The 19,592-nt window shown below is 62.2% G+C and carries 18 protein-coding genes; 3 read left to right on the top strand and 15 right to left on the bottom strand.

Annotation, left to right across the window (positions count from 1 at the left end):
• Nucleotides 1–202 precede the first annotated feature (202 nt).
• Together RR842_RS00090 and RR842_RS00085 are read left to right on the top strand one after the other, a co-directional pair.
• Nucleotides 203–1,156 carry a SpoVA/SpoVAEb family sporulation membrane protein gene (locus tag RR842_RS00090; protein WP_332520952.1) on the top strand — a complete coding sequence of 318 codons (954 nt, stop codon included), beginning with the start codon at nt 203–205 and terminating at the stop codon, nt 1,154–1,156.
• Nucleotides 1,157–1,219: 63 nt separating this feature from the next.
• Nucleotides 1,220–1,516, top strand: a complete 297-nt coding sequence (locus RR842_RS00085; protein WP_332512484.1) for a hypothetical protein — start codon at nt 1,220–1,222, stop codon at nt 1,514–1,516.
• A 238-nt stretch (nt 1,517–1,754) separates the two neighbouring features.
• Here RR842_RS00085 and RR842_RS00080 read toward each other — a convergent pair whose 3' ends face one another.
• The 15 genes from RR842_RS00080 to RR842_RS00010 all read right to left on the bottom strand — a co-directional run bounded on the left by RR842_RS00080 (nt 1,755) and on the right by RR842_RS00010 (nt 18,512).
• Nucleotides 1,755–2,054, bottom strand: coding sequence for a CDP-alcohol phosphatidyltransferase (locus RR842_RS00080; RefSeq protein WP_332512485.1), 300 nt, complete (start codon nt 2,052–2,054; stop codon nt 1,755–1,757).
• Between the two features lie 196 nt (nt 2,055–2,250).
• Complete coding sequence (locus RR842_RS00075; protein WP_332728757.1) at nt 2,251–4,842, bottom strand: homocysteine S-methyltransferase family protein; 2,592 nt, start codon at nt 4,840–4,842, stop codon at nt 2,251–2,253.
• On the bottom strand, nt 4,835–5,533 hold the full coding sequence (locus tag RR842_RS00070; RefSeq protein WP_332512488.1) for a vitamin B12 dependent methionine synthase: 699 nt from the start codon (nt 5,531–5,533) through the stop codon (nt 4,835–4,837). The genes RR842_RS00075 and RR842_RS00070 overlap by 8 nt, the downstream gene beginning before the upstream one ends.
• Nucleotides 5,530–6,426, bottom strand: coding sequence for a methylenetetrahydrofolate reductase (locus tag RR842_RS00065; RefSeq protein ID WP_332722564.1), 897 nt, complete (start codon nt 6,424–6,426; stop codon nt 5,530–5,532). Before RR842_RS00065 ends, RR842_RS00070 begins: the two co-directional genes overlap by 4 nt.
• Before the next feature lie 156 nt (nt 6,427–6,582).
• The gene (locus tag RR842_RS00060) at nt 6,583–7,419 is read right to left on the bottom strand and encodes a TspO/MBR family protein (RefSeq protein ID WP_332728756.1); all 837 of its coding nucleotides are present in this window, start codon (nt 7,417–7,419) and stop codon (nt 6,583–6,585) included.
• A gap of 281 nt (nt 7,420–7,700) precedes the next feature.
• Nucleotides 7,701–8,975: a U32 family peptidase gene (locus RR842_RS00055; RefSeq protein ID WP_332565191.1), complete on the bottom strand. Its 1,275-nt coding sequence runs from the start codon at nt 8,973–8,975 to the stop codon at nt 7,701–7,703.
• Nucleotides 8,950–10,458 carry a cysteine--tRNA ligase gene (gene cysS, locus RR842_RS00050; protein ID WP_332728755.1) on the bottom strand — a complete coding sequence of 503 codons (1,509 nt, stop codon included), beginning with the start codon at nt 10,456–10,458 and terminating at the stop codon, nt 8,950–8,952. Before cysS ends, RR842_RS00055 begins: the two co-directional genes overlap by 26 nt.
• Before the next feature lie 92 nt (nt 10,459–10,550).
• Nucleotides 10,551–11,210, bottom strand: a complete 660-nt coding sequence (gene cysE / locus RR842_RS00045) for a serine O-acetyltransferase (protein ID WP_332518133.1) — start codon at nt 11,208–11,210, stop codon at nt 10,551–10,553.
• Nucleotides 11,211–11,288: 78 nt separating this feature from the next.
• A complete protein-coding gene (gene ispF / locus RR842_RS00040; protein ID WP_332728754.1) occupies nt 11,289–11,804 on the bottom strand; it encodes a 2-C-methyl-D-erythritol 2,4-cyclodiphosphate synthase in 516 nt (171 codons plus the stop codon).
• Nucleotides 11,801–12,643 (bottom strand): 2-C-methyl-D-erythritol 4-phosphate cytidylyltransferase, encoded by an 843-nt coding sequence (gene ispD, locus RR842_RS00035; protein ID WP_332512499.1) that lies wholly within the window; start codon nt 12,641–12,643, stop codon nt 11,801–11,803. The genes ispF and ispD overlap by 4 nt, the downstream gene beginning before the upstream one ends.
• Before the next feature lie 75 nt (nt 12,644–12,718).
• The gene (locus RR842_RS00030; protein ID WP_332512501.1) at nt 12,719–15,286 is read right to left on the bottom strand and encodes an ATP-dependent Clp protease ATP-binding subunit; all 2,568 of its coding nucleotides are present in this window, start codon (nt 15,284–15,286) and stop codon (nt 12,719–12,721) included.
• A gap of 337 nt (nt 15,287–15,623) precedes the next feature.
• Nucleotides 15,624–17,123 (bottom strand): lysine--tRNA ligase, encoded by a 1,500-nt coding sequence (gene lysS, locus RR842_RS00025; protein ID WP_332512503.1) that lies wholly within the window; start codon nt 17,121–17,123, stop codon nt 15,624–15,626.
• Nucleotides 17,124–17,594 carry a transcription elongation factor GreA gene (greA, locus tag RR842_RS00020; protein WP_332512505.1) on the bottom strand — a complete coding sequence of 157 codons (471 nt, stop codon included), beginning with the start codon at nt 17,592–17,594 and terminating at the stop codon, nt 17,124–17,126.
• A 170-nt stretch (nt 17,595–17,764) separates the two neighbouring features.
• Complete coding sequence (locus RR842_RS00015) at nt 17,765–18,055, bottom strand: twin-arginine translocase TatA/TatE family subunit (protein WP_332512506.1); 291 nt, start codon at nt 18,053–18,055, stop codon at nt 17,765–17,767.
• Nucleotides 18,056–18,350: 295 nt separating this feature from the next.
• Nucleotides 18,351–18,512, bottom strand: coding sequence for a hypothetical protein (locus tag RR842_RS00010; RefSeq protein ID WP_332521964.1), 162 nt, complete (start codon nt 18,510–18,512; stop codon nt 18,351–18,353).
• A 277-nt stretch (nt 18,513–18,789) separates the two neighbouring features.
• Here RR842_RS00010 and RR842_RS00005 point away from each other — a divergent pair, with 277 nt between their 5' ends.
• Entirely contained in the window at nt 18,790–19,347 is a 558-nt protein-coding gene (locus RR842_RS00005; RefSeq protein ID WP_332721812.1) for a Fic family protein, read from the top strand.
• The last annotated feature ends 245 nt before the right edge of the window (nt 19,348–19,592 follow it).

The raw sequence follows: 19,592 nt of genomic DNA, 5'->3' as shown, positions 1-19,592 counted from the left end.
ACACGAGACGCTTCACCACACGAGGCGCTTCTCCCCACGAGGCGCTTCTCCCCACGAGGCGCTTCTCCCCACGTTTCATCCCCCTGCATGAGGAAAATCACCTCGGCCCTCGTACGCAGGGGACGATGCGAGCGCAAGCACGCTCGGTACAATAGCGGCGTCTCGCGCTTTCGCGCTCGCAACGTAAGAAGGGGATGTATTGATGAAAGCCTACAAGACGGTGATATACAGCTTTTTGATAGGCGGGGTGCTGGCACTGTCCGCCCAGGCCTTGGTAACCATATGGACGCAGGTGCTTACCGGTACGCCCATGCAGTTCTTCATCGGCGGTGCCACCCTGGTAAGCATGGGCGTTATCGGATGCATACTGGGTGGCTTCGCCGTCTACCAGTTGGTGGAGAAGTGGGGCATGTTCGGGGCGTTGCTGCCGTTCTCGGGGTTCGCCATGGCCGTGGGCATGAAGATGGTGGGGCCGTGGACGAAGCAGAATGCCAGCACCGGCCAAGCGGTCTGGCAGGGGCTCTGGTTGGTTATCTGGTTCAATGCAGTTGCTGCAGGCTTGAGCATACTGTTCGGATTCGTCTGCGGTTCGCTGGGCGTACAGCCGCTGATAACCGTCGAGAAGAACACGACGGCGCTGGTGTTCCCGCTGGCCTTCCTCGTGGGCGGGCTGCTGTGCGCGCTGTTCCAAACGGTGTATTTGGCAGTGAAGGGCATCACGCCGAAGTGCCAACCGGTATGGATACTGCTTACGGCATGGTTCTGCGGCGCACTGCTGGCACCGCTCGGCCTATCGGGCGCGCTGGCGAACTTCGCCGGACAAGGGTTCAGCGTAATGATTCCCGTGGGCGGCTACAACATGTACAACGTGGGAGTACAGTTCGCACTGGGCGAATCCGTCGAGGCTTTAATACATCTGGGATCGTTTTTCCTGGCGGTGGCCGGTCTGTTCTTCACCGGGCTTGCCACGTACCTGATCTATCGTGCCAAATTCGGACGCGCACCGATCAGCAACGTGCATCGCAGCAAAGCCCAGCACCTTATCGACGAGCTTGACGAAATCGGAAGCACACGCGCAGCAAAGCCTGCATCGAACGATCCCGAGGAGTCCGCGCTGGCGGCTGCCGAGAGGGCGATCGATCGAGCGGCCGGCTAGCAAACCAGCTCCTGCCGACCACCGCGGCGGCAGGAGGGCGAAATCGTAGGAAGGGGGCCCGCGATGGGCAAGGGAGCATCAGGACGCGCGCAGAAAGCCCGTGCGGAGCTGGAACGCCTTCGGGCAAGCCGGCGCAAGGACCTTATCAAGATGTTAGCAGCCATAGCGGCGATGATGCTGGTCATTTGGGGCAAGACGGCCCTTGAGCTGAACGGCACATTCGAAACGGGCAATATGGCCATCGGCATCGCCATGCTGGTAACCGCATTCGTATTGGCCATATTCGCCGGCAGCGCCGGAGTCAGTTTCGCCAAAAACGGTCGCGGCATCAAAGACGCCCAGCGACGCGCCGGACGATAAGACAAGCCGCACTCGCCCTCGCAGGATGATACCGGGCCGACAGGGGTGCAACAGAACCATACCAACAGTGGTAGGAGCAGGTCGCCAAGCCGACGGACCCGTCGAGGCATACGAGACCGACAGTCTCCTTGCGGGCGCACCGCATGTCGGTGTCTCCTTCAGATAGGCAGGAGACACACAAGGGAGCAACACTCCGCTACTATGGAGGACGGCCGCGCGAGCGGCCGTCCTTGTTGTATTATTCCGCTTTTTCTGACGCGTAGAAAGTGGCCTCGTCGAACACCTCTGCGATCGACTTGCCGTCCACGAAGGGCAGCGTCATGAACTCGCTCACTGTCGATACCAGCTCGCTCGCATCGACGTAGTGGTCCTTGTCGTTTTTCTGGGTCGTGTCCTGCGCGCGCCAGTACCGGTCGTTCACATCGGTAAGGTAATACGTTGCGCTGCCGACTTCCATGTACACCGCATGCTTGGCGTGCAGGTAGTTCGGCAGCTCTTCGAAGGATATTTCGATCGCCTCCGCTGCTTTCGTTCCCATAGCGGACCCCTTTCTTCGGGATTAACCTTGGCATCCATAATAACAAGAAGCACCGCGCCGCGCATCCGCAAACCTCTACGATTTCGAAAGCTTCACGCTAAGTTTTCGAGGCTGCCTTCCTGTAAGGCGCGCCGCGACCTTCCCCCGCCTCGCCGAACCCGTTTCGATAAGGCGAGAAGGGCCTACGACGGCACCACTAGGGATGTTCGGCAAAGAAGCGCTCGGCTATGCGGGCAGCCTCGGCAGCATCCTTGCCGTAGTAGTCCGCGCCGATGGAAGCGGCGTACTCGGGCGTGAGCACCGCGCCGCCCACGAACACGGCGGTACCGGGCACCTGCTCGTGCAAAAGAGCGATCGTCTGCTCCATGGCCTTCACCGTCGTGGTCATGAGCGCCGAGAGGCCTACGAGGCGTACACCTCGCTCGCGCACCGCATCGACCACCTGCTGGGGCTCCACGTCCCGCCCGAGGTCGACCACCTGATAGCCGTAGTTCTCCAGCAGCATCTTCACGATGTTCTTGCCGATATCGTGGATGTCGCCTTTCACGGTGGCCAGCACGATGGCCTGGCCGCCGTCCACCGCAGCCGCCTCACCCGCTTGCGCGCGCACTACATCGAACCCGGCTTTGACCGCCTCAGCCGAAGCCATGAGCTGGGGGAGGAAGAACTCACCACGTTCGAACTTCGCACCGACGGCATCAAGGACGGGAATGAACACGCCGTCGATGAGATCGAGGGCGTCGCACGAGGCGAGCAGGGCCTCAGTAGCAGCAGGCATAGCCCCCTTGCGGCCCGTGAGGATAAGGCGCTCCACCGCACGCACCTCGTCGGCAACGGGAGCCAGGGGAGGCGGGATGGGGATGGCATCGGAGCTAGCCGCCTGGACAAGGGATAGGGCGGCGTCGCCAACCGCTACCGTGCCGGAGCCTACAGCCTCTGCCCGGGAGCAGCCGGAAGTAGCGGCACCGACGCCCGTAGCAGCGTAAGGGTCGGGCATTCCAACGGCCTGCTCAAGATAGGACGCCGCCCCCTCGTCCTGGCCGTTCAGCACCTTGAAGGCGGCCACGGTATCGCGGTAGCGCGCCGAGAGCGGGTTCAAGATGGGCATATCCAGGCCCGCACCGAATGCGGCAGCCAGGAACGTGGCGTTCAGGAGGCTGCGCTGCGGCATGCCGAAGCTTACATTCGACACGCCCAGCACGGTACGCACGCCCAAACGCTCCTTCACCAGGCTTACGGCGCGCAGTATCTCAGGCAGCTCGTCTTGGTTCGTGGCCGCCGCCATAACCAGACAATCGATAGCCACATCGCTGCGCGGGATGCCCCGTGCCTCGGCGGCAGCCACGATACGCTCGGCAACGGCCAGACGGCCCTCGGCCGTCGGCGGGATGCCGTCCTCGTCCAACGTCAGGCCCACCACCGCGCAGCCGTACTTCTTTACCAGAGGAAGCACGGCATCCAAGCTCTCGCGCTTGCCGTTCACGGAGTTCACCAGCGGCTTGCCCGCATAGCCGCGCACGGCAGCCTCAAGGGCGGCGGGATTGCTGGAGTCCACCTGCAACGGCAGCGTCACCGTTGCCTGCAGCCGCTCCACCGCACAGGCCAGCACGCTCGGCTCATCCAATTCGGGAAGCCCTGCGTTCACATCCAATAGGTCGGCTCCCGCCTCTTGCTGGGCCACCGCCTCCCCCACCAGATAGTCGTAGTCGCCGGCAACGAGCGCGGCCTTCAGTTTGGGCTTGCCGGTCGGGTTGATGCGCTCGCCGATGACGGCGACGCGCGGACGCCCGTCAGGCAACACCACGGCCTCCTGGGCGCTGGTCACGACGAATGGCGAAGGACAGCGGCGCTGAACAGGAGTACGGCCTGCAACCAGCGACGCCAAGGCCGCCGTATAGTCGGGCGTCGTGCCGCAGCAACCGCCCACTACGCTGACGCCCGCGTCGACGATGCGCGCCATCGTGGCAGCAAAGGCTTCAGGACCCACGTCGTACACCGTCTGCCCGTCAACTATACGCGGAAGGCCTGCGTTGGGGCGCACGACCACCGGACAGCGAGCGAACCGCAGCAGCTCGCCTGCTACACCCAGCAGCTCGTCGGGGCCAAGCGAGCAGTTCACCCCCACCACGTGCACGCCGAGCGCCGAAAGGGTCGCGGCAGCCACCGCAGGAGAGGTGCCCAAGAACGTACGCCCATCTTCGCCGAAGGTCATGGATGCGAAAATGGGCAGGTTGGAGTATGCTTTTGCCGCCAGCACCGCAGCCTTTGCCTCGCGCAGATCGGTCATGGTCTCGATGAGCACGATGTCGCACCCGGCGGCATCGACCGCACGTACCTGTTCGGCAAACACCTCGTAAGCCGCCTCGAACGACAGTGTCCCCAGCGGCTCCAGCAGCGCTCCGATAGGGCCGAGGCCTCCCGCCACGTAACGTGCACCTGCAGCCCGGGCATTGACGGCGGCGGCTTGGTACACGTCCGCCACGCTGGCCCTTCCCTCCAGCTTATGGGCATTGGCTCCGAACGTGTTGGTGGTTATCATTTCCGCGCCAGCATCCACATAGCCAGCATGGATGGCGGTGATGGCCTGAGCGTCGCTGAAGTTCAGCAGGTCGGGAAGCTCGCCATGGGCCGTCAGGCCCTGCGCCTGCAGCAGCGTGCCCATGGCTCCGTCCTGCACCAGAAAATCCTGGCCGCGCAACACGCGCTCCAGGTGCTCGTCGGCCAGCGACAGACCGGCAAGCGCGTCGGGCTGACAGGCAGGAAAAGCTGCGTGGGGTACATCAACCATGACAGGTCCCTCCTTGGGATTTGAACGCACAACGATCTTGCATCGTACAGGCCTCGCATGCTGCGAGGACGGGGGTATGCGGCGGATCGCCCACAAACAGGCCGACGACAGCCGTGACGCTCTTCGAGGGCACCAGCAGGTGGCTTTCAGTGGAGGCAAGCCCTAGGCGTGCGGGAGCTTGCAGGGCGGCAAGCAGGGCCGGCTGCGCAGCAAGCGGGAAGTCCCCGTAGCCAGGGCTGTAACGGAAGTTCGCGTGCAGCCCAAGCGCGGCAGCTTCTTCCACGATGCACGCCTCCTCGGCATCGGCTGCCGCCTCCACCAACGCCGAAGCGGCGGCATCGTAGAGGAGCGCATCGGTCGGGCTCGTCGCCACGCGGCGGCGCAGCTCGCGCTCGCAGGCCTCGCCGAGCGTGCACGCCATAAGCACAACCCCGCACGCGCCTTCCAGATGACGGGCAATAGCGCTCCCCTCCATCACCAGGCCGCAGCCTTTCAGCGCAAGGCGCCCCTCCTGAGAGCGAGCGGGGTCGAGGGCAAACGAGGCGTGTGCGCACCGGGGCACCACGCCCCGCTCGCAGGCCTCTACCGCATCGTCGAAGCGCATGGCCAGGTCCTCGTCGAGCACCTGGCCCGCATAGCCAAGGTAGCGAAGAGCTTCGGCGCGGTCGACGTGCAGGTTTCCGCTCGTCACAGCCGCACGCCCGACCAAGACGCGCGCAGGGCGTCAGTGCAGGCGCGTGCGATATCAGGCTGGTTCATCGTGTAGACATGCAGTCCGTCTACACCGTTCTCCTGCAGATCGGCCAACTGCTCGCAGGCATACTCGATACCCGCTGCGCGCAAGGACGCAGGATCGTCCTCGTATTTGGCCAACAGCTTGATGATGCCCGAAGGCAGCGACGCGCCGCACATGAACACCATGCGCTGGATCTGCGCCTTCCCCAGAAACGGCATGATGCCGCACGCCAAGGGCACCTTGATGCCCGACGCCCGAGCCGCCTCGCGGAACCGGTAGAAATACGCGTTGTCGAAAAAAAGCTGGGTCACGAAGAAACAGGCCCCCGCATCCTGCTTCTGCCTCAAGTGCGCCACAGACGCCCTGAAATCCGTACATTCGATATGGCCTTCGGGATACGCTGCCGCACCCACACAGAACCCTTCGTCAGACAGCCGCATGATAAGGTCCTTGGCAAAGCGGAACGAACCCGGACCCTCGCAGGGCGCCGCACCGGGCACGCGATCGCCCCGAAGGGCCAGCACGTTCACGATTCCTTTGCGTTTCAGGTCGTCCACCGCCACGGCCAACGACTCCTCGGTCGCACCCATGCAGGTAAGATGAGCCACCGTCGGCAGATCGAAATCATCATGGATCATAGCCGCAATATCGGCTGTCGCCCGGCCGTTCCCACTGCCTCCCGCAGAGTACGTCACGCTGATGAAGTCGGGCAGTAGCGGGGCCAACCGGGCCGCTACCTCATGGGCGCTTTCCAACGTCAGATCGCCCTTCGGCGGGAATATCTCGAACGAGACCGGCTGACGGCCTTCTGCCCGAGCTGCATCGTAAAGAGAGGAGATAGTTTTCATGCAAGCTATTATACGAAAACGCCCGCGCTAGGAGCAAGGTGTACCTTCAAAACAGGCAGAACACCGGAAATGCCGGCTGGCAAAAGGGCGGGGCCGTGTGCGATCGCAGTATCATGCCTGCGCTTCCCGTGGGCCTTCGGCGCGAGGCCCCACGCCCTATCGGCCCTGCAACATGCCCCGCACTTTGCCAAGCGGCACAAACGTGAGCACGGCACCGACCGCCGCCAAGACGAATACGATCACGGCCGTGAGCATCGACACCTGGGCCACCTGCACTCCTACACCAATGAGAGCCCACAAGAACACGAGGGGAAAGGCCAGCTCATGGAATCTCCGGTACATGAGGTAGCCCAGCACCAGAACGCCGGCAGTCAGGGCCACGGCCGACAGTCCGTTCAGAAACGCAATGCCGCCATCCAACACGCGCGTAATGAGAATGGCCATGTTTGCAATCGTAGCCACCGTCACCCATGCCGCGTAGATGGCGATGGGAACCCGCCCTGCCGGCGTAGCGGCCGTACGCCGCACGTTCAGGTACAGCGCCGCCAGCACTGCCCATTCCGCCAAGATGACGACAAACGAAATAGCCACCTGGTCGAAGTGCCAAATAGCCAGCCAGGCAACGTTGAGCACACAGCTAGCCACAAATAAAACCGACGTGGCCGTGAAGCGCTGCGGCCGAGTTGGAGCCGTCTTCGTGTAGGCAACCAACCAGACAACGAGTGCTACATAGATAAGCGACCAGATGGAGAACACGTAGCCCGCCGGAGTGAACCAGGTGAACACCGCATAGGCGATCGTGGCCGACGTAGCGCCCGCAAGCTGGCCGCCCTCAATGAGCGCGTTGCCTAAAATGGTGAGCGCATACACGACCCACAGTGTGACCGTCTCAACGGTCAGGTAGCCGCCGCGCTCCAGTTTACGCCCGGCTTTCGTGCGCATGCGGCGCGGCATGCGCGAAGGGGATGCGGGATGATAAGCGGAATGGGACATAAGGCACCTCGCTTTTCCGAGAGGCAGGCCAGGCTGCCTCCACGCTTCTCTGATGCGCTCAAGTGTAGCGCGCGGAAGCGCGAGAGCCGTTACGGCTGATTAGCAGCAATCCATCGCTTCGGCATAGATGATTATCTATTCGATAATAGTAACAATCCCTCGGCGAAGCCAGGGGGCCTTATGAGCATCGACCGCCCCAAGAAAGCGGCGCTGCTCCGACCGACCGATGTCCGAACCTGCCACCCCGTCAGGCGAGAAGGCAAAAGGACGCGTGCACGTGCCTAGGACTCGATGCGTATGCGCAGGAAATCGCCGGGTTCCAGGGGGGCATCTGCCAGAAACGAATACGTTGCAGCCGACCGGTTCGCCACCGCCACGGCAACCGGCACCGGATGCGGATCGATCTCGTCGGGTGCGGGAAGCCATGCCAGGTTGCGCACCTGCACGGATTGGATCGCGCGAAGCGGCGAGAGCACTTCCAGCCGGTCGCCCTCGCTAAAACGGTTGAAGCACGCAGCTGCCACACGCCAGGTGCCGTCCCCTGCTGGCACGCAGGATTGCACCGTTGCCGCATGCAGGCACTCTTTCAAGTAGCCGTCGAGCTCGGAAGACTGCTGCGCCATGCCGTAGTAAAACCCCGTGCTATAGGGACGATGCGACACGGCGCGCAAATCGCCGGCAACCGTCGCAGGATCGGCACCGTCCAGAACCGAGCGGTAAGCATGCACGACGGTGGCCGCGTAGAAGGCCTTCTTGTTGCGTCCTTCTATCTTGAACGAGCCCACGCCCGCCGCCGCCAGATCGTCCAGATGCTCGATCATGCACAGGTCCTGCGCGCTCATGACGTAGGTACCCCGCACGTCTTCCTCGATAGGGATGAACTCGCCTGGACGCTTCTCCTCCACGAGGGCATAGCTCCAGCGGCACGGCTGCGTGCAGTGGCCCTTGTTGGCCGAGCGCCCCGCCATGACCGAACTGAGCAGACAGCGTCCCGACACGGCCATACAGAGGGCACCGTGCACGAACGCCTCGATCTCCAAGTCGGCTGGCGTATCGGCGCGCAGGCGCGCTATCTCGGCAATGCTCATCTCCCGCGCGCACACGACGCGACGGGCCCCCAGCTCGTGCCAAACGCGCGCCGCCTCGGCATTGCACACGTTGGCTTGCGTGCTCGCATGCAGCTCGACACCCGGCGCGTACCGCTGCGCCACGCGCAGCGCACCCAGATCGCCCACGATGAACGCGTCGGCCTTCGCGGCAGCCAACACCTCGCAGTAGGCAGGCAGCGTCGCCAAATCGTCGGCGTCCATGGAGGTGTTCAGCGCCACGTGCACCGCCGCTCCGTGCGCGTGCGCAAAGGCCACCGCACCGGGAAGATCGTCCAGCGAGAAGTTCTCGGCCCGCTGCCGCATGCCGAAACGGTCGCATGCCAGGTACACGGCATCCGCACCGAATCGAACCGCCGCCTCAAGCTGCGCCCGCCCTCCAGCGGGCGCCAGTAGTTCAGGAGCATCCGAAGTCCGCAACCGCTTACCCTTCGAAAGCGACACGGGCACCCTGCGGCGTATCCTCGATCACGAAGCCCAGGGCTCCCAGGCCGTCGCGCACCGCATCGGCGCGCGCCCAGTCCTTCGAGGCACGCGCATCGGCGCGCGCGTCAAGCAGCGCACCCACCGCAAGCGCCGCATCCGAGCCGTCAAAGCCGGCGATGTCGGCGGCCAGCGCCACGACTTCGGCAGGATAGTCCGCCCCCGCCGTATCGGCGTCGCCGGCCGTGGCCACCTCGATACCGAACACGCCCATCAGCCCCACGATCAGCTCGCGAGCATCGCGCACCGGCGGCACATCGGACAGCGAGATGGTCTTGCCCGCCGTCTGCGCATTGACCTCGGCGATGAAGTCGAACACCGCGCCGAGCGCTTTGCAGGTGTTGAAGTCGTCGTCCATAGCCAAAATGAACGCCATCTTGGCCTCGCGCGTGCGCTCCATCAGCGCACGCAGGTCCAGCGGCGACGGCGCGTCGGCAGCATTCTCCACCAGCCAGTCCAGGTTCTTCACCGCGTTCCTGATGCGCCCGAGCGCCGCTCCGGCTTCAGCCAAGCGCTCGTCGGAGAAGTCCAGCGGGCTGCGGTAGTGCGTCTGCAGCATAAGGAAGCGCAGCGTGTCCGCATCGACCGTTTCCAGCACGTCGCGCAGCAGCTTGAAGTTGCCCAGCGACTTGCTCATCTTCTCAGAGTTGACCTGCAGCATGCCGCCATGCATCCAGTAGTTCGCAAACGTGCAGCCACACGCCGCCTCGCTCTGGGCCCGTTCGTTCTCATGGTGAGGAAACACCAGGTCGGCACCACCGCCATGGATGTCGAAGGGCAGCCCCAGGTACTTGCGCGACATGGCCGAGCACTCGATATGCCATCCCGGACGGCCCTCGCCCCAAGGAGAGGCCCACGACGGCTCGCCGGGCTTGGCGGCCTTCCATACGGCGAAATCCAGCGGATCGCGCTTGCGGTCCTCGAGGCCGGCACCATCGGCTCGCAGTTCGCGGTGCCCGCTCTCCATCTCGTCCACGTTGCGCCCGGAAAGCTCGCCGTATGCTGCGTACGAGCGTACGTTGAAGTACACATCGCCCTCCACCGCATAGGCGTGCCCACTCTCGATAAGCTCCTCGATAAGCTCGATCATCTCGGGAATCTCTTCGGTAGCCTTGGGGCGGATGTCGGGGTCCATCACGCCGGCAGCACGCATGTCGGCGATGAACGCCTCAGTGTACTCGGTGGCCACTTCGGAAGCACTGCGGCCTTCCTCGTTCGCCTTGTTGATGATCTTGTCGTCCACATCGGTGACGTTCTGGACGAACGTCACGTCGAACCCACGCCACAACAGGTAGCGGCGCACGATGTCAAACGACATGAACGTGCGCGCGTTGCCGATATGGATGTAGTTGTACACGGTCGGCCCGCATACGTACATGCCCACCTTGCCACGCGTCAGCGACTCGAAATCCACCTTGCTGCGCGTTTTCGTGTTGTAGAGCCTGATCATATCCTCACGTCCCGTCTATCGTGCGACGACGATCCCCGTCGCCTGCGGCTACGGCGGCCCTCCGTCGCACATCCGTTTCAAATTCGCCGTGCTTACGCGCTTCTCTCCCGCAATGCCGCCATCTCCCGCTCAAGCACCTCAAGGCGCTCGCAGAGGTTGTCGCACTGCTCCTCGATGGGGTCGGGCAGGTTCTCCTTATGCAGCTCCGCGTCTTTTTTCTCGCTCTCGACGCGCATGCCATCGCGCATGACGACGCGTCCAGGAATGCCCACGACGGTCGAGTTGGGGGGAACGTCGCAGACTACGACCGCGCCGCCGCCCACCTTCGAGTTCTCGCCCACCACGATGTTGCCCAGCACCGACGCGCCGACACCCACCAGCACGTTATCTTGCAACGTGGGATGTCGCTTGCCGGTCTCCTTGCCCGTACCGCCAAGTGTGACCCCTTGGTACAACGTCACATCATCGCCGATGACCGTGGTCTCGCCGATGATGACGGCCATGGCATGATCGATGAAGAAACGTCGGCCGATCACGGCACCCGGATGTATCTCCACACCCGTCATAAAGCGGGTGAACTGGGAAGAGACGCGAGCAAGCCGGCACCATCCGTGATTCCATAGGAAATGCTCGATCACATGCGACCAGCGCGCATGCAGACCCGGATAGGTAAGCCAGATGATGAACGAGCCCTGAGCTGCGGGGTCGCGCTCTTTGACCGCCCGTATATCTTCCCCCATAGTTTTGAATATATTCATGAATGTCCCGTCTCTTTCGATGCAGAATTGTAGCACAGGGCCGCCCGTTCTTCGGCGGTCGCAGACTTGGCGCTACTTACATCGACAGAGAAGGCAGGCAGCGGTGGCAGAGATACCCTCTTCGCGGCCTTCGAAACCGAGGTGCTCGGTGGTGGTGGCTTTCACGCCGACGTTGTCGACGGAAACACCCATCGCGGTAGCTAGGTTCTGGCGCATGGCTTCGCGATAGGGAGATAGTTTTGGTGCCTGGGCTGCGACGACGCTGTCGACGTCGAGAATCTCGTATCCTTGGCTCCGCACGAAGGCGGCTACCGCAGCCAGCAGGACCAGCGAGTCGGCATCTTTGTACGCCGGGTCGGTATCGGGAAAGAGCCTGCCGATATCGCCGCCGCGCACGCCGCCGAGCAGTGCGTCGGATATGGCGTGAGCCAGCACATCGGCATCGGAATGCCCCAGCAGGCCGCGCACGTGGGGGATGTCCACGCCGCCGAGGACAAGCCTGCGACCCTCGGCGAAGGCATGTACGTCATAGCCTTGCCCGATGCGCAGGCGCGTGGGGTCGAACGAGGAAGGCTCGAGGCCTGTCATCGCTCGAGATCCTTCAGGTAGATCGCGCGCACTGCCGCAGCCAGCATCAGGTAATCTTCAGGCACGGTGAGCTTAATATTGTCGCGCTTGCCCTCCACCACCAGCACACGGCCGCCCAAGCGCTCGATCAGAGCCGAATCGTCGGTTCCCACAAAACCGTCGGAGAGCGCCGAGGCGTGGGCGCGGCGATAGATGCCCGCGCGGAATACCTGCGGCGTCTGGGCATTCCAGAACACGCGCCGGTCGGGCGTGCCCACGATAACGCCGTTTTCCACCACCTTGAGGGTGTCAACCGCCGGATGAGCCACGACGGCACCGTCGCAGTCGATGTTTCCCTTCAGCGTGGCGATAGTGTGCGCGATAAGGTCAGGTGAGATCAGCGGGCGGGCGCCATCGTGCAGGATGACGTACTCGTACTCGTCGGGTACGAATTCCAAACCCGAGAACGCCGATTCCTGACGACTAGGACCCGAGGAGGCCACGACGATAGGCGTGACGAACGGGAACGGATCGATAGCACACTTCAAATACTCCGAGCAGCGGTCCTCCGGGCACACGATCACGATGAGGCCGATATCGCCCACCGCGTCGAATGCTTCGGCCGACCAGGTAAGGATGGGCTTGCCGGCGATTTCCACCAGCTGTTTGCCGCCTTCCTTGCCGAACCGCTCCCCCGTGCCACCCGCCAGGATGATGGCCGCCGTCTTGGGATTCTTGTCAACCTCGCCCTTCAGCCCATGTAGCGACTGAGAAAGCGCATCGAAGTCGAAGCCGTCTTCCGTAAGCACCGGCACCGGAAGCACTTCCGACGAGAAAATGGGGTCAATCGTTTGAGACATGGAGTATCCTTCGTTGCCCTACCGAGAAAACGGGCATCGCCTACGCGATGCCCGTTCGATCACATCGTGCGCCCGTTAGTCGGCCGCACCGCCCGACACCGACCCGCCGCCCGAAGAAACTCCGGCATGGCCCAGATCGTAGTTCGTCAGCAGCAGTTCGGCTTCCCGTGCTATGCTATCACGTTTCCGGGGCTCGGGGATAGCCCCTGAACCCTGGGTGAACACCAACTCGCCGTCAACCGCGTCCACGTCGATGATAGAACCGGTCGTCCACTTGCCCTCGAGGATATCCTCGGACAGCGGATCTTCCAGCAGACGCTGGATAGCCCGGCGCAGCGGACGGGCGCCGAATGCGGTATCGGTGCCTTCTTTGGCCACCAGCTTGCACGCCGCATCGGTCAGATTGATGGACATGTTCTGCGCGATCAGACGCTCGCGCAGATCCGCCACCATCAGCTTCACGATCTGGGCGATCTGCTCGGCATTCAAGGACTTAAACACGATGATCTCGTCGATACGGTTCAAGAACTCGGGCCTGAACAGCTTCTTCATCTCGGACATGACGCGGCTTTTAATCTCCTTGTCAGAGAGCCCCGCATGGTCGTCGGTCGAGAAGCCCAGCGTCGCCGGCTGCGCGATCTCGCGTGCTCCCACGTTCGAGGTCATGATGATGACCGCGTTGCGGAAGTCTACCGTACGGCCCTGCGCGTCCGTCAAGCGTCCCTCCTCCAGAATCTGGAGCAGAATGTTGAACACGTCGGGGTGCGCCTTCTCGATCTCGTCGAACAGCACAACCGAGTAAGGGCGCTGACGCACAGCCTTCGTCAGCTGGCCGCCCTCGTCGAAGCCCACATAGCCCGGAGGGCTGCCTACCAGACGGCTGACCGAGTGCTTCTCCATGTACTCCGACATGTCGAAGGACAACAGCGCGTCCTCCGAGTTGAATAGGAACGCAGCGAGCGCCTTGGAAAGCTCGGTCTTGCCAACACCCGACGGGCCGAGGAAGATGAACGAGCCGGCAGGGCGCTTGGGGTCCTTAAGACCGCTACGGGAGCGGCGGATGGCCTTCGACAGCGCCGTAACCGCTTCGTCCTGGCCCACGACGCGCTCATGCAGCACGCCTTCCATGCGCAGCAGCTTCTCGGTCTCCGCCTCGGTCAGGTTCGACACAGGAACGCCCGTGGTCATGGACACCACGTCGGCGATATCCTCGACCGTCACCTGGTGGACGGTTTTCTGGGCGGTTTCCTCCCAGTCCTTCTCGGCCGTCTCGCGCTTTTCTTTCAGCTGGGCCTCTTGGTCGCGCAGGGTTGCAGCGCGCTCGAAGTCCTGGGCGGCGATGGCGCCGTCCTTCTCGCCGCGCACGCGGCGCAGTTCGTCGTCAAGCTCGCGTAACTCGGGCGGCAGCGTCATGTTGCGGATGCGCATGCGCGCGCCCGCCTCGTCCATCACATCGATGGCCTTGTCGGGCAAGAAGCGGTCCTGGATGTAGCGGCTGGCCAGTGAAACGGCGGCCTGCAGCGCGTCGTCGGAGAATTTCACCTGGTGATGCGCCTCATAGCGGTCGCGCAGACCCTCCATGATGCGCACTGTCTGCTCCTCGTTAGGCTCGCCCACGGTGATGGGCTGGAAGCGGCGCTCCAGCGCGGTGTCCTTCTCCAGGTGCTTGCGGTACTCTTCGATAGTAGTAGCGCCGATCACCTGGATCTCACCGCGGGACAGCGGCGGCTTCAGGATGGCGGCAGCGTCGATAGAGCCTTCGGCCGAACCCGCACCGATAAGCGTGTGCATCTCGTCGATGAACAGGATGATGTCGCCTGAATCCATCACTTCCTTAATGCACTTCTTCAGGCGCTCTTCAAACTCACCGCGGTACTTCGAACCAGCCACGAGCGCGCTCACGTCCAGTGTGAACAGGCGCTTGCCGCGCAGGATGTCGGGCACCTGGTTGGACACGATCAGCTGGGCCAAGCCCTCGGCTACGGCCGTTTTGCCCACGCCCGGCTCGCCGATGAGCAGCGGGTTGTTCTTCTGGCGGCGGGAGAGCACCTGCATGACGCGCTCGATCTCGCCCGCACGGCCGATGACCGGGTCGAGCTTGCCGTCGCGCGCCTTTTGGGTAAGGTCGGTGCCGAACTCCTTCAGCACGCTGTCGCCCGCATTGTTGCCCTGGTCGAACGCGTTGCGGCCAGCGTAGACCGGGCTTTGCCCCACCAGGTCGTTGAGTGCGCTGCGCACGTTGTCGCCGGACACGTTCAGGCGCGTGAGCACCTCGAGTGCCGTGCCGTCGCCCTCGCGCACGATGCCGAGCAGCAAGTGCTCGGTGGAGATATAGGATTGACCCATCTGCATGGCCTCACGCAGGGAGTTCTCCAGCACGCGCTTCACCCGTGGCGTGAAAGATAGGTGGCCGGACACGTCGGTATCCTCGTCAATGGAGACGACCTGGCGGATGGCCTGCACGACCGCGTCGTACTTCACATTCAGGCGGTCGAGCGCCTGGGCCGCCAGGCCGTCCTTCTCCTGTATAAGGCCGAGCAGGATATGCTCGGTGCCTACGTAGGGCTGATGCAGCGTGCGAGCCTCGTCCTGAGCCAGGACAAGCACCTTGCGCGCTTTGTCGGTAAACTTCTCAAAAGACATGTAAGCCTCGATTCTCGCGGAGCTTCAGTAGTGTTTCACCTACATGCTAGCACTCTTGTTAATCGAGTGCTAATTCGATACCTGCTTGTCACGAGTTCCACACGAGAACGCACGGACTATCACTCGCCATTACGGGGACGGCACCGCATCCGCATGGCACGAACAACGCGGGCAGCTTTCCCGCAAACCCCCTCCGACGCCCTCTCCGATAAGGATCGCACACCCGCCGAGGCGACATCCAGGTCTTTCGAGCCCCTCAACCAGCGAGGGCATCCAGGTCTTTCGAGCCCCTCAACCAGCGAGGGCATCCGGATTTCGGATGCCCTCGTCGTGACCGTCAGTTTCGCGCTTCGTCCCTCATGTGCGGGAACAGCAGCACGTCGCGGATGGAGGGAGCGTCGGTGAGCAGCATGACCAAGCGGTCGATGCCGATGCCGCACCCGCCCGCCGGAGGCATGCCGTACTCGAGCGCGCGCACGTAGTCGTCGTCGTAGCCCATAGCCTCGTCGTCGCCCATATCCTTGGCCTCCACCTGCGCGCGGAAGCGTTCGGCCTGGTCGACCGGGTCGTTCAGCTCGCCGAAGGCGTTGGCGTACTCATGACCGCAAACGAACAGCTCGAAGCGTTCGGTGAGGTTCGGATCGCCGGCCTTCTTCTTGGCCAGCGGCGACACCTCGAGGGGATGCTCCGTCACGAACGTCGGCTGGATGAGCTTCTCCTCGGCCACTGCCTCGAATACCTCGGCAATAAGCTTGCCCTTGCCCCAGGCGGCCTCCGCATGGCCCCCGTTGCGCTCGAGGATGCTCACCAGCTCGTCGCGCGTGCGCTCGAAGCTCACGTCCTCGCCCGCACCGGCACTTGCCAGCTCGATCATGGTCGCGCGGCGCCACGTGCCGCTCAGGTCAACCGCCGTGCCCTGGTACTCGACCTGCAGCGTGCCAATCGAGGCGAGCGCTGCCGCCTGCACGACGCCCTGCGTAAGCTCCATCATGCCTTCAAGATCGCTGAACGCCTGATAGAACTCCATCGTGGTGAACTCGGGGTTGTGGTACGGGTCCATGCCCTCGTTGCGGAACTGGCGCCCGATCTCGAACACCTTCTCGAAGCCGCCCACGATAAGGCGCTTCAAGTGCAGCTCGGTGGCGATGCGCAGGTAATACTCGCGGTCGAGCGCGTTATGGTGCGTCTCGAACGGACGTGCGTTCGCGCCGCCCAGGATGGGATGTAGGATAGGCGTTTCCACCTCGTAGAAGCCCTGATCCTCCATGTAGCGACGGATGGCCGCGACGATCTTGAAACGCTTCTCGAACGTGCTCTTCACCTCGGGGTTCATGACCAGGTCGATATAGCGCTGACGATAGCGCGTCTCTTTGTCAGCCAAGCCGTGGAACTTCTCAGGCAGCGGGCGCAGCGACTTGCTCAAAAGCTCGAAGGACTGCACCGACACGGACAGCTGACCGCGCTTCGTGCGCATCATGGTGCCCGACACGCCGATCCAGTCGCCCACGTCGAGGTCCTTGAGCTTCGCGAACTCGTCTTCGCCAAGCGCGTTGATGCGGCAGAACAGCTGCATATCGGCCGTGGAGTCGCGAAGCTCGAGGAAGGCGAGCTTGCCCTGGTCGCGCTTGGCCATGACGCGGCCGGCCACCTGCACCTCGTCTTCGGTGCTCTCGCCGTCGGCCAGCTCGGCGTACTGCACGACCAAATCGCCCAGATGGTGCGAGTAGGCGAACGCGTTTCCATAGGGGTTCTCGCCCGCCGCGATAAGCGCTTCGCGCTTGGCAAGCCGCACCGCGATGGGATCATCTTCGATAGTCTGTTCGGTGGTGTCGCTCATTTAGTGCTCGATCTTCACGATAGTCATGACGATATCGCGCCCGGTAGGCCCGGTCGTCTCGACAACATCGCCCTTCTTGTGGCCCAGCAATGCCGACCCGACGGGCGACTCGTTGCTGATCTTGCCGGCTGCGGCATCGCTTTCCGCGCCGCCCACGATGGTGAACACGCGCTCTTTGCCGCCCATGTCCACGGTGACCACACTGCCGATGTTCACTTTGTTCGAACGCTTCGGCGCCGTGACGACCGTGGCCTCCGAGAGGATACGGCTGATCTCGGCGATACGCGCCTCCACCATGCCCTGCTCGTTCTTCGCGTCGTCGTACTCGGAGTTCTCCGAGATATCGCCGAACTCGCGCGCGGTCTTGATGCGCTCGCCCATCTCTGCGCGCTTCTCGGTCTCGAGGTAGTGCAATTCTTCCTCGAGCTTGACTTTGCCTTCTTGCGTAAGAATAAAATTGTCATTCGCCATTGCTGTCTCACCTGTCCATAACATACAACAGGCGCGCTCGGTTGCCAAGCGCGCAGTTTCAGTGACTGTTAAGCGGAGGTGCAGGCCCGAAGGCCGCCCGATATACAAAAAAGCGGCATGCGCTCGGCCAAGCCGTCAGCGCATACCGCAGACTGCTTCGATTCCGCGTGCTATTCGGCCTTCTTCTTTGCCGCCGTAGTCGTCGTTTTCTTGGCAGCCGTCGTCGTCTTGCGGACCGGCTTCTCCTCTACGACTTCCTCAACGACCTCTTCTTCGCCGTCTTCTTCCTCGTCCTCGGCTTCGTCGATGGCCTTCTTGGGGCCACCCATGCCGTCGCGGAGGTTCTTGACGGTCTTGCCGATTGCGCCGCCGAGCTTCGGAAGGTTCTTCGGCCCGAAGATCAACAGGATGACTGCCAAGATAATAAGCAGCTCCGGCATTCCCATACCCAAGATTTTCATTCGTTCCTCCAAGTTTGTCGTGCGAAATGCACGTGCCTTTGCACCTCGACCACTCTAACCCCGCCAGATTAGCATACGCTATGCAAAAAAGGGATGCTCCTTAAAAGTTACATCCCTTCAGTTCGGTGGTCGACAACTCTGCGTATATTACCTCAAATACCGCCTCGTGAGAAGAAGGCTTCCCTATTTCACGACAAATTGACCGCGAAAGAGGGAAGCTAGCGAGCTTATCTTGGTGAGCGGCCTGCCGGCAGATTCAGCCCCGCGAACCTCGCACAATCACCGTTTGACGCGCCTAAAGCTTGACCGTCAGGATATCCGGCCCCTCGGCCGCACTCACGCGGCCTCGTTTCACAAGGCTTGCCAGCGTCTTGCGCGACATGGCCAACCCGCTTCGCAGCACTTCCGAGAGCTTTTTGGTCGCGATACCTCCTGCGGGCGTAGCGATGCAGGTCACCTTGAGGAAAGTCTTTTCGCCTCCTCTTCCAACAACCTAACGGAAGCGAATCGTGTTTCACTTCCGTTAGACGTATACTTGCGGAAGTGAATCTCCTTTGATCGAAGCATGACATGTTCCCGAGAATCAAATATGAAACCTGCGATTGGAGCCGCAGTGCCGAAGATCTCATGCTTATTCCCAAAAACAAGCGACGCAAGATAACGCCAACCTATCGAGTCGCCGTCAGCGCAATATGCCGGGTTCACGACACGCTTCTGTCGAATTCTGATGAAAAATGGAGCTTCGCGAAGAGCGGGTATTGGTTGGCGGTACCCCCTTCAGTCCGCGCGGTGCACTTTTTATCCCTCCACACGCCAGCCAGGTGAAAAAGCACCTCCAAAACCTGATAGCCTTGGGCGAACGAGGCGAAGTAATAAGCATCATCAAAACTGCCCTATTCCACGCTCAGTTCGAAACGATCCATCCCTTCACCGATGACAACGGCAGAACCGGACGGGCCTTGCTGCATCGTGTTTTAGCGCGTGACGAGTTGTTGCTCTATTCAACGCTGCCAATTTCGGTCGGTATTCTTCATAACACCGACTCGTACAGGGCGGCGCTCGATTCGTATCACGAAGGGGAAATCGAGCCGATAGTGACGAGCTTGACCGACGTACTTGAGCTTGCCGTAGTGGTCGGAACACGCATCTCGTCTGATGTTGACGAGATCCTCAATCGCTGGAACGACGTTATTGCAGAGCGCAAGGAATCTTCCTCTCATAGGCTTTCAGCACTGCTTGTCGAACAACCCGTGATTAACGTCGCGGCTGAATGCCAGTTTAAGTGCAATTGAGGGGGCAAGATAAGCGCAACTGCCGGATTTATCGCAATTGATCGGGCTGTTTTGATGACAACAAGAGAGAGGTCTTTGCTTTGGCGCGGTTGATCCAACAATGATACCCCAAACGATTGAACCCTGATTGAACCCTGAAATGCGGTTTTGCCTGAGGCGGGCAAGAAAAAGGCCAGACGCGAACGTCTGGCCTGCACTTTTCTGGTCGGGTTGACAGGATTTGAACCTGCGGCCTCTGCGTCCCG

Source organism: Gordonibacter sp., assembly GCF_036667095.1.
GTDB lineage: Bacteria > Actinomycetota > Coriobacteriia > Coriobacteriales > Eggerthellaceae > Gordonibacter.
This window is presented reverse-complemented; position numbering and strand designations above follow the sequence as displayed.

What these genes read in the sequence shown, in the direction of transcription:
- RR842_RS00030 (WP_332512501.1), bottom strand. Translation starts at nt 15,286, where the DNA reads ATGTCTTTTGAGAAGTTTACCGACAAAGCGCGCAAGGTGCTTGTCCTG.
- greA (WP_332512505.1), bottom strand. Translation starts at nt 17,594, where the DNA reads ATGGCGAATGACAATTTTATTCTTACGCAAGAAGGCAAAGTCAAGCTC.
- RR842_RS00005 (WP_332721812.1), top strand. Translation starts at nt 18,790, where the DNA reads ATGGAGCTTCGCGAAGAGCGGGTATTGGTTGGCGGTACCCCCTTCAGT.
- cysS (WP_332728755.1), bottom strand. Translation starts at nt 10,458, where the DNA reads ATGATCAGGCTCTACAACACGAAAACGCGCAGCAAGGTGGATTTCGAG.
- RR842_RS00090 (WP_332520952.1), top strand. Translation starts at nt 203, where the DNA reads ATGAAAGCCTACAAGACGGTGATATACAGCTTTTTGATAGGCGGGGTG.
- RR842_RS00060 (WP_332728756.1), bottom strand. Translation starts at nt 7,419, where the DNA reads ATGTCCCATTCCGCTTATCATCCCGCATCCCCTTCGCGCATGCCGCGC.
- ispF (WP_332728754.1), bottom strand. Translation starts at nt 11,804, where the DNA reads ATGACAGGCCTCGAGCCTTCCTCGTTCGACCCCACGCGCCTGCGCATC.
- RR842_RS00065 (WP_332722564.1), bottom strand. Translation starts at nt 6,426, where the DNA reads ATGAAAACTATCTCCTCTCTTTACGATGCAGCTCGGGCAGAAGGCCGT.
- RR842_RS00075 (WP_332728757.1), bottom strand. Translation starts at nt 4,842, where the DNA reads ATGGTTGATGTACCCCACGCAGCTTTTCCTGCCTGTCAGCCCGACGCG.
- ispD (WP_332512499.1), bottom strand. Translation starts at nt 12,643, where the DNA reads ATGTCTCAAACGATTGACCCCATTTTCTCGTCGGAAGTGCTTCCGGTG.
- RR842_RS00080 (WP_332512485.1), bottom strand. Translation starts at nt 2,054, where the DNA reads ATGGGAACGAAAGCAGCGGAGGCGATCGAAATATCCTTCGAAGAGCTG.
- RR842_RS00085 (WP_332512484.1), top strand. Translation starts at nt 1,220, where the DNA reads ATGGGCAAGGGAGCATCAGGACGCGCGCAGAAAGCCCGTGCGGAGCTG.
- lysS (WP_332512503.1), bottom strand. Translation starts at nt 17,123, where the DNA reads ATGAGCGACACCACCGAACAGACTATCGAAGATGATCCCATCGCGGTG.
- RR842_RS00015 (WP_332512506.1), bottom strand. Translation starts at nt 18,055, where the DNA reads ATGAAAATCTTGGGTATGGGAATGCCGGAGCTGCTTATTATCTTGGCA.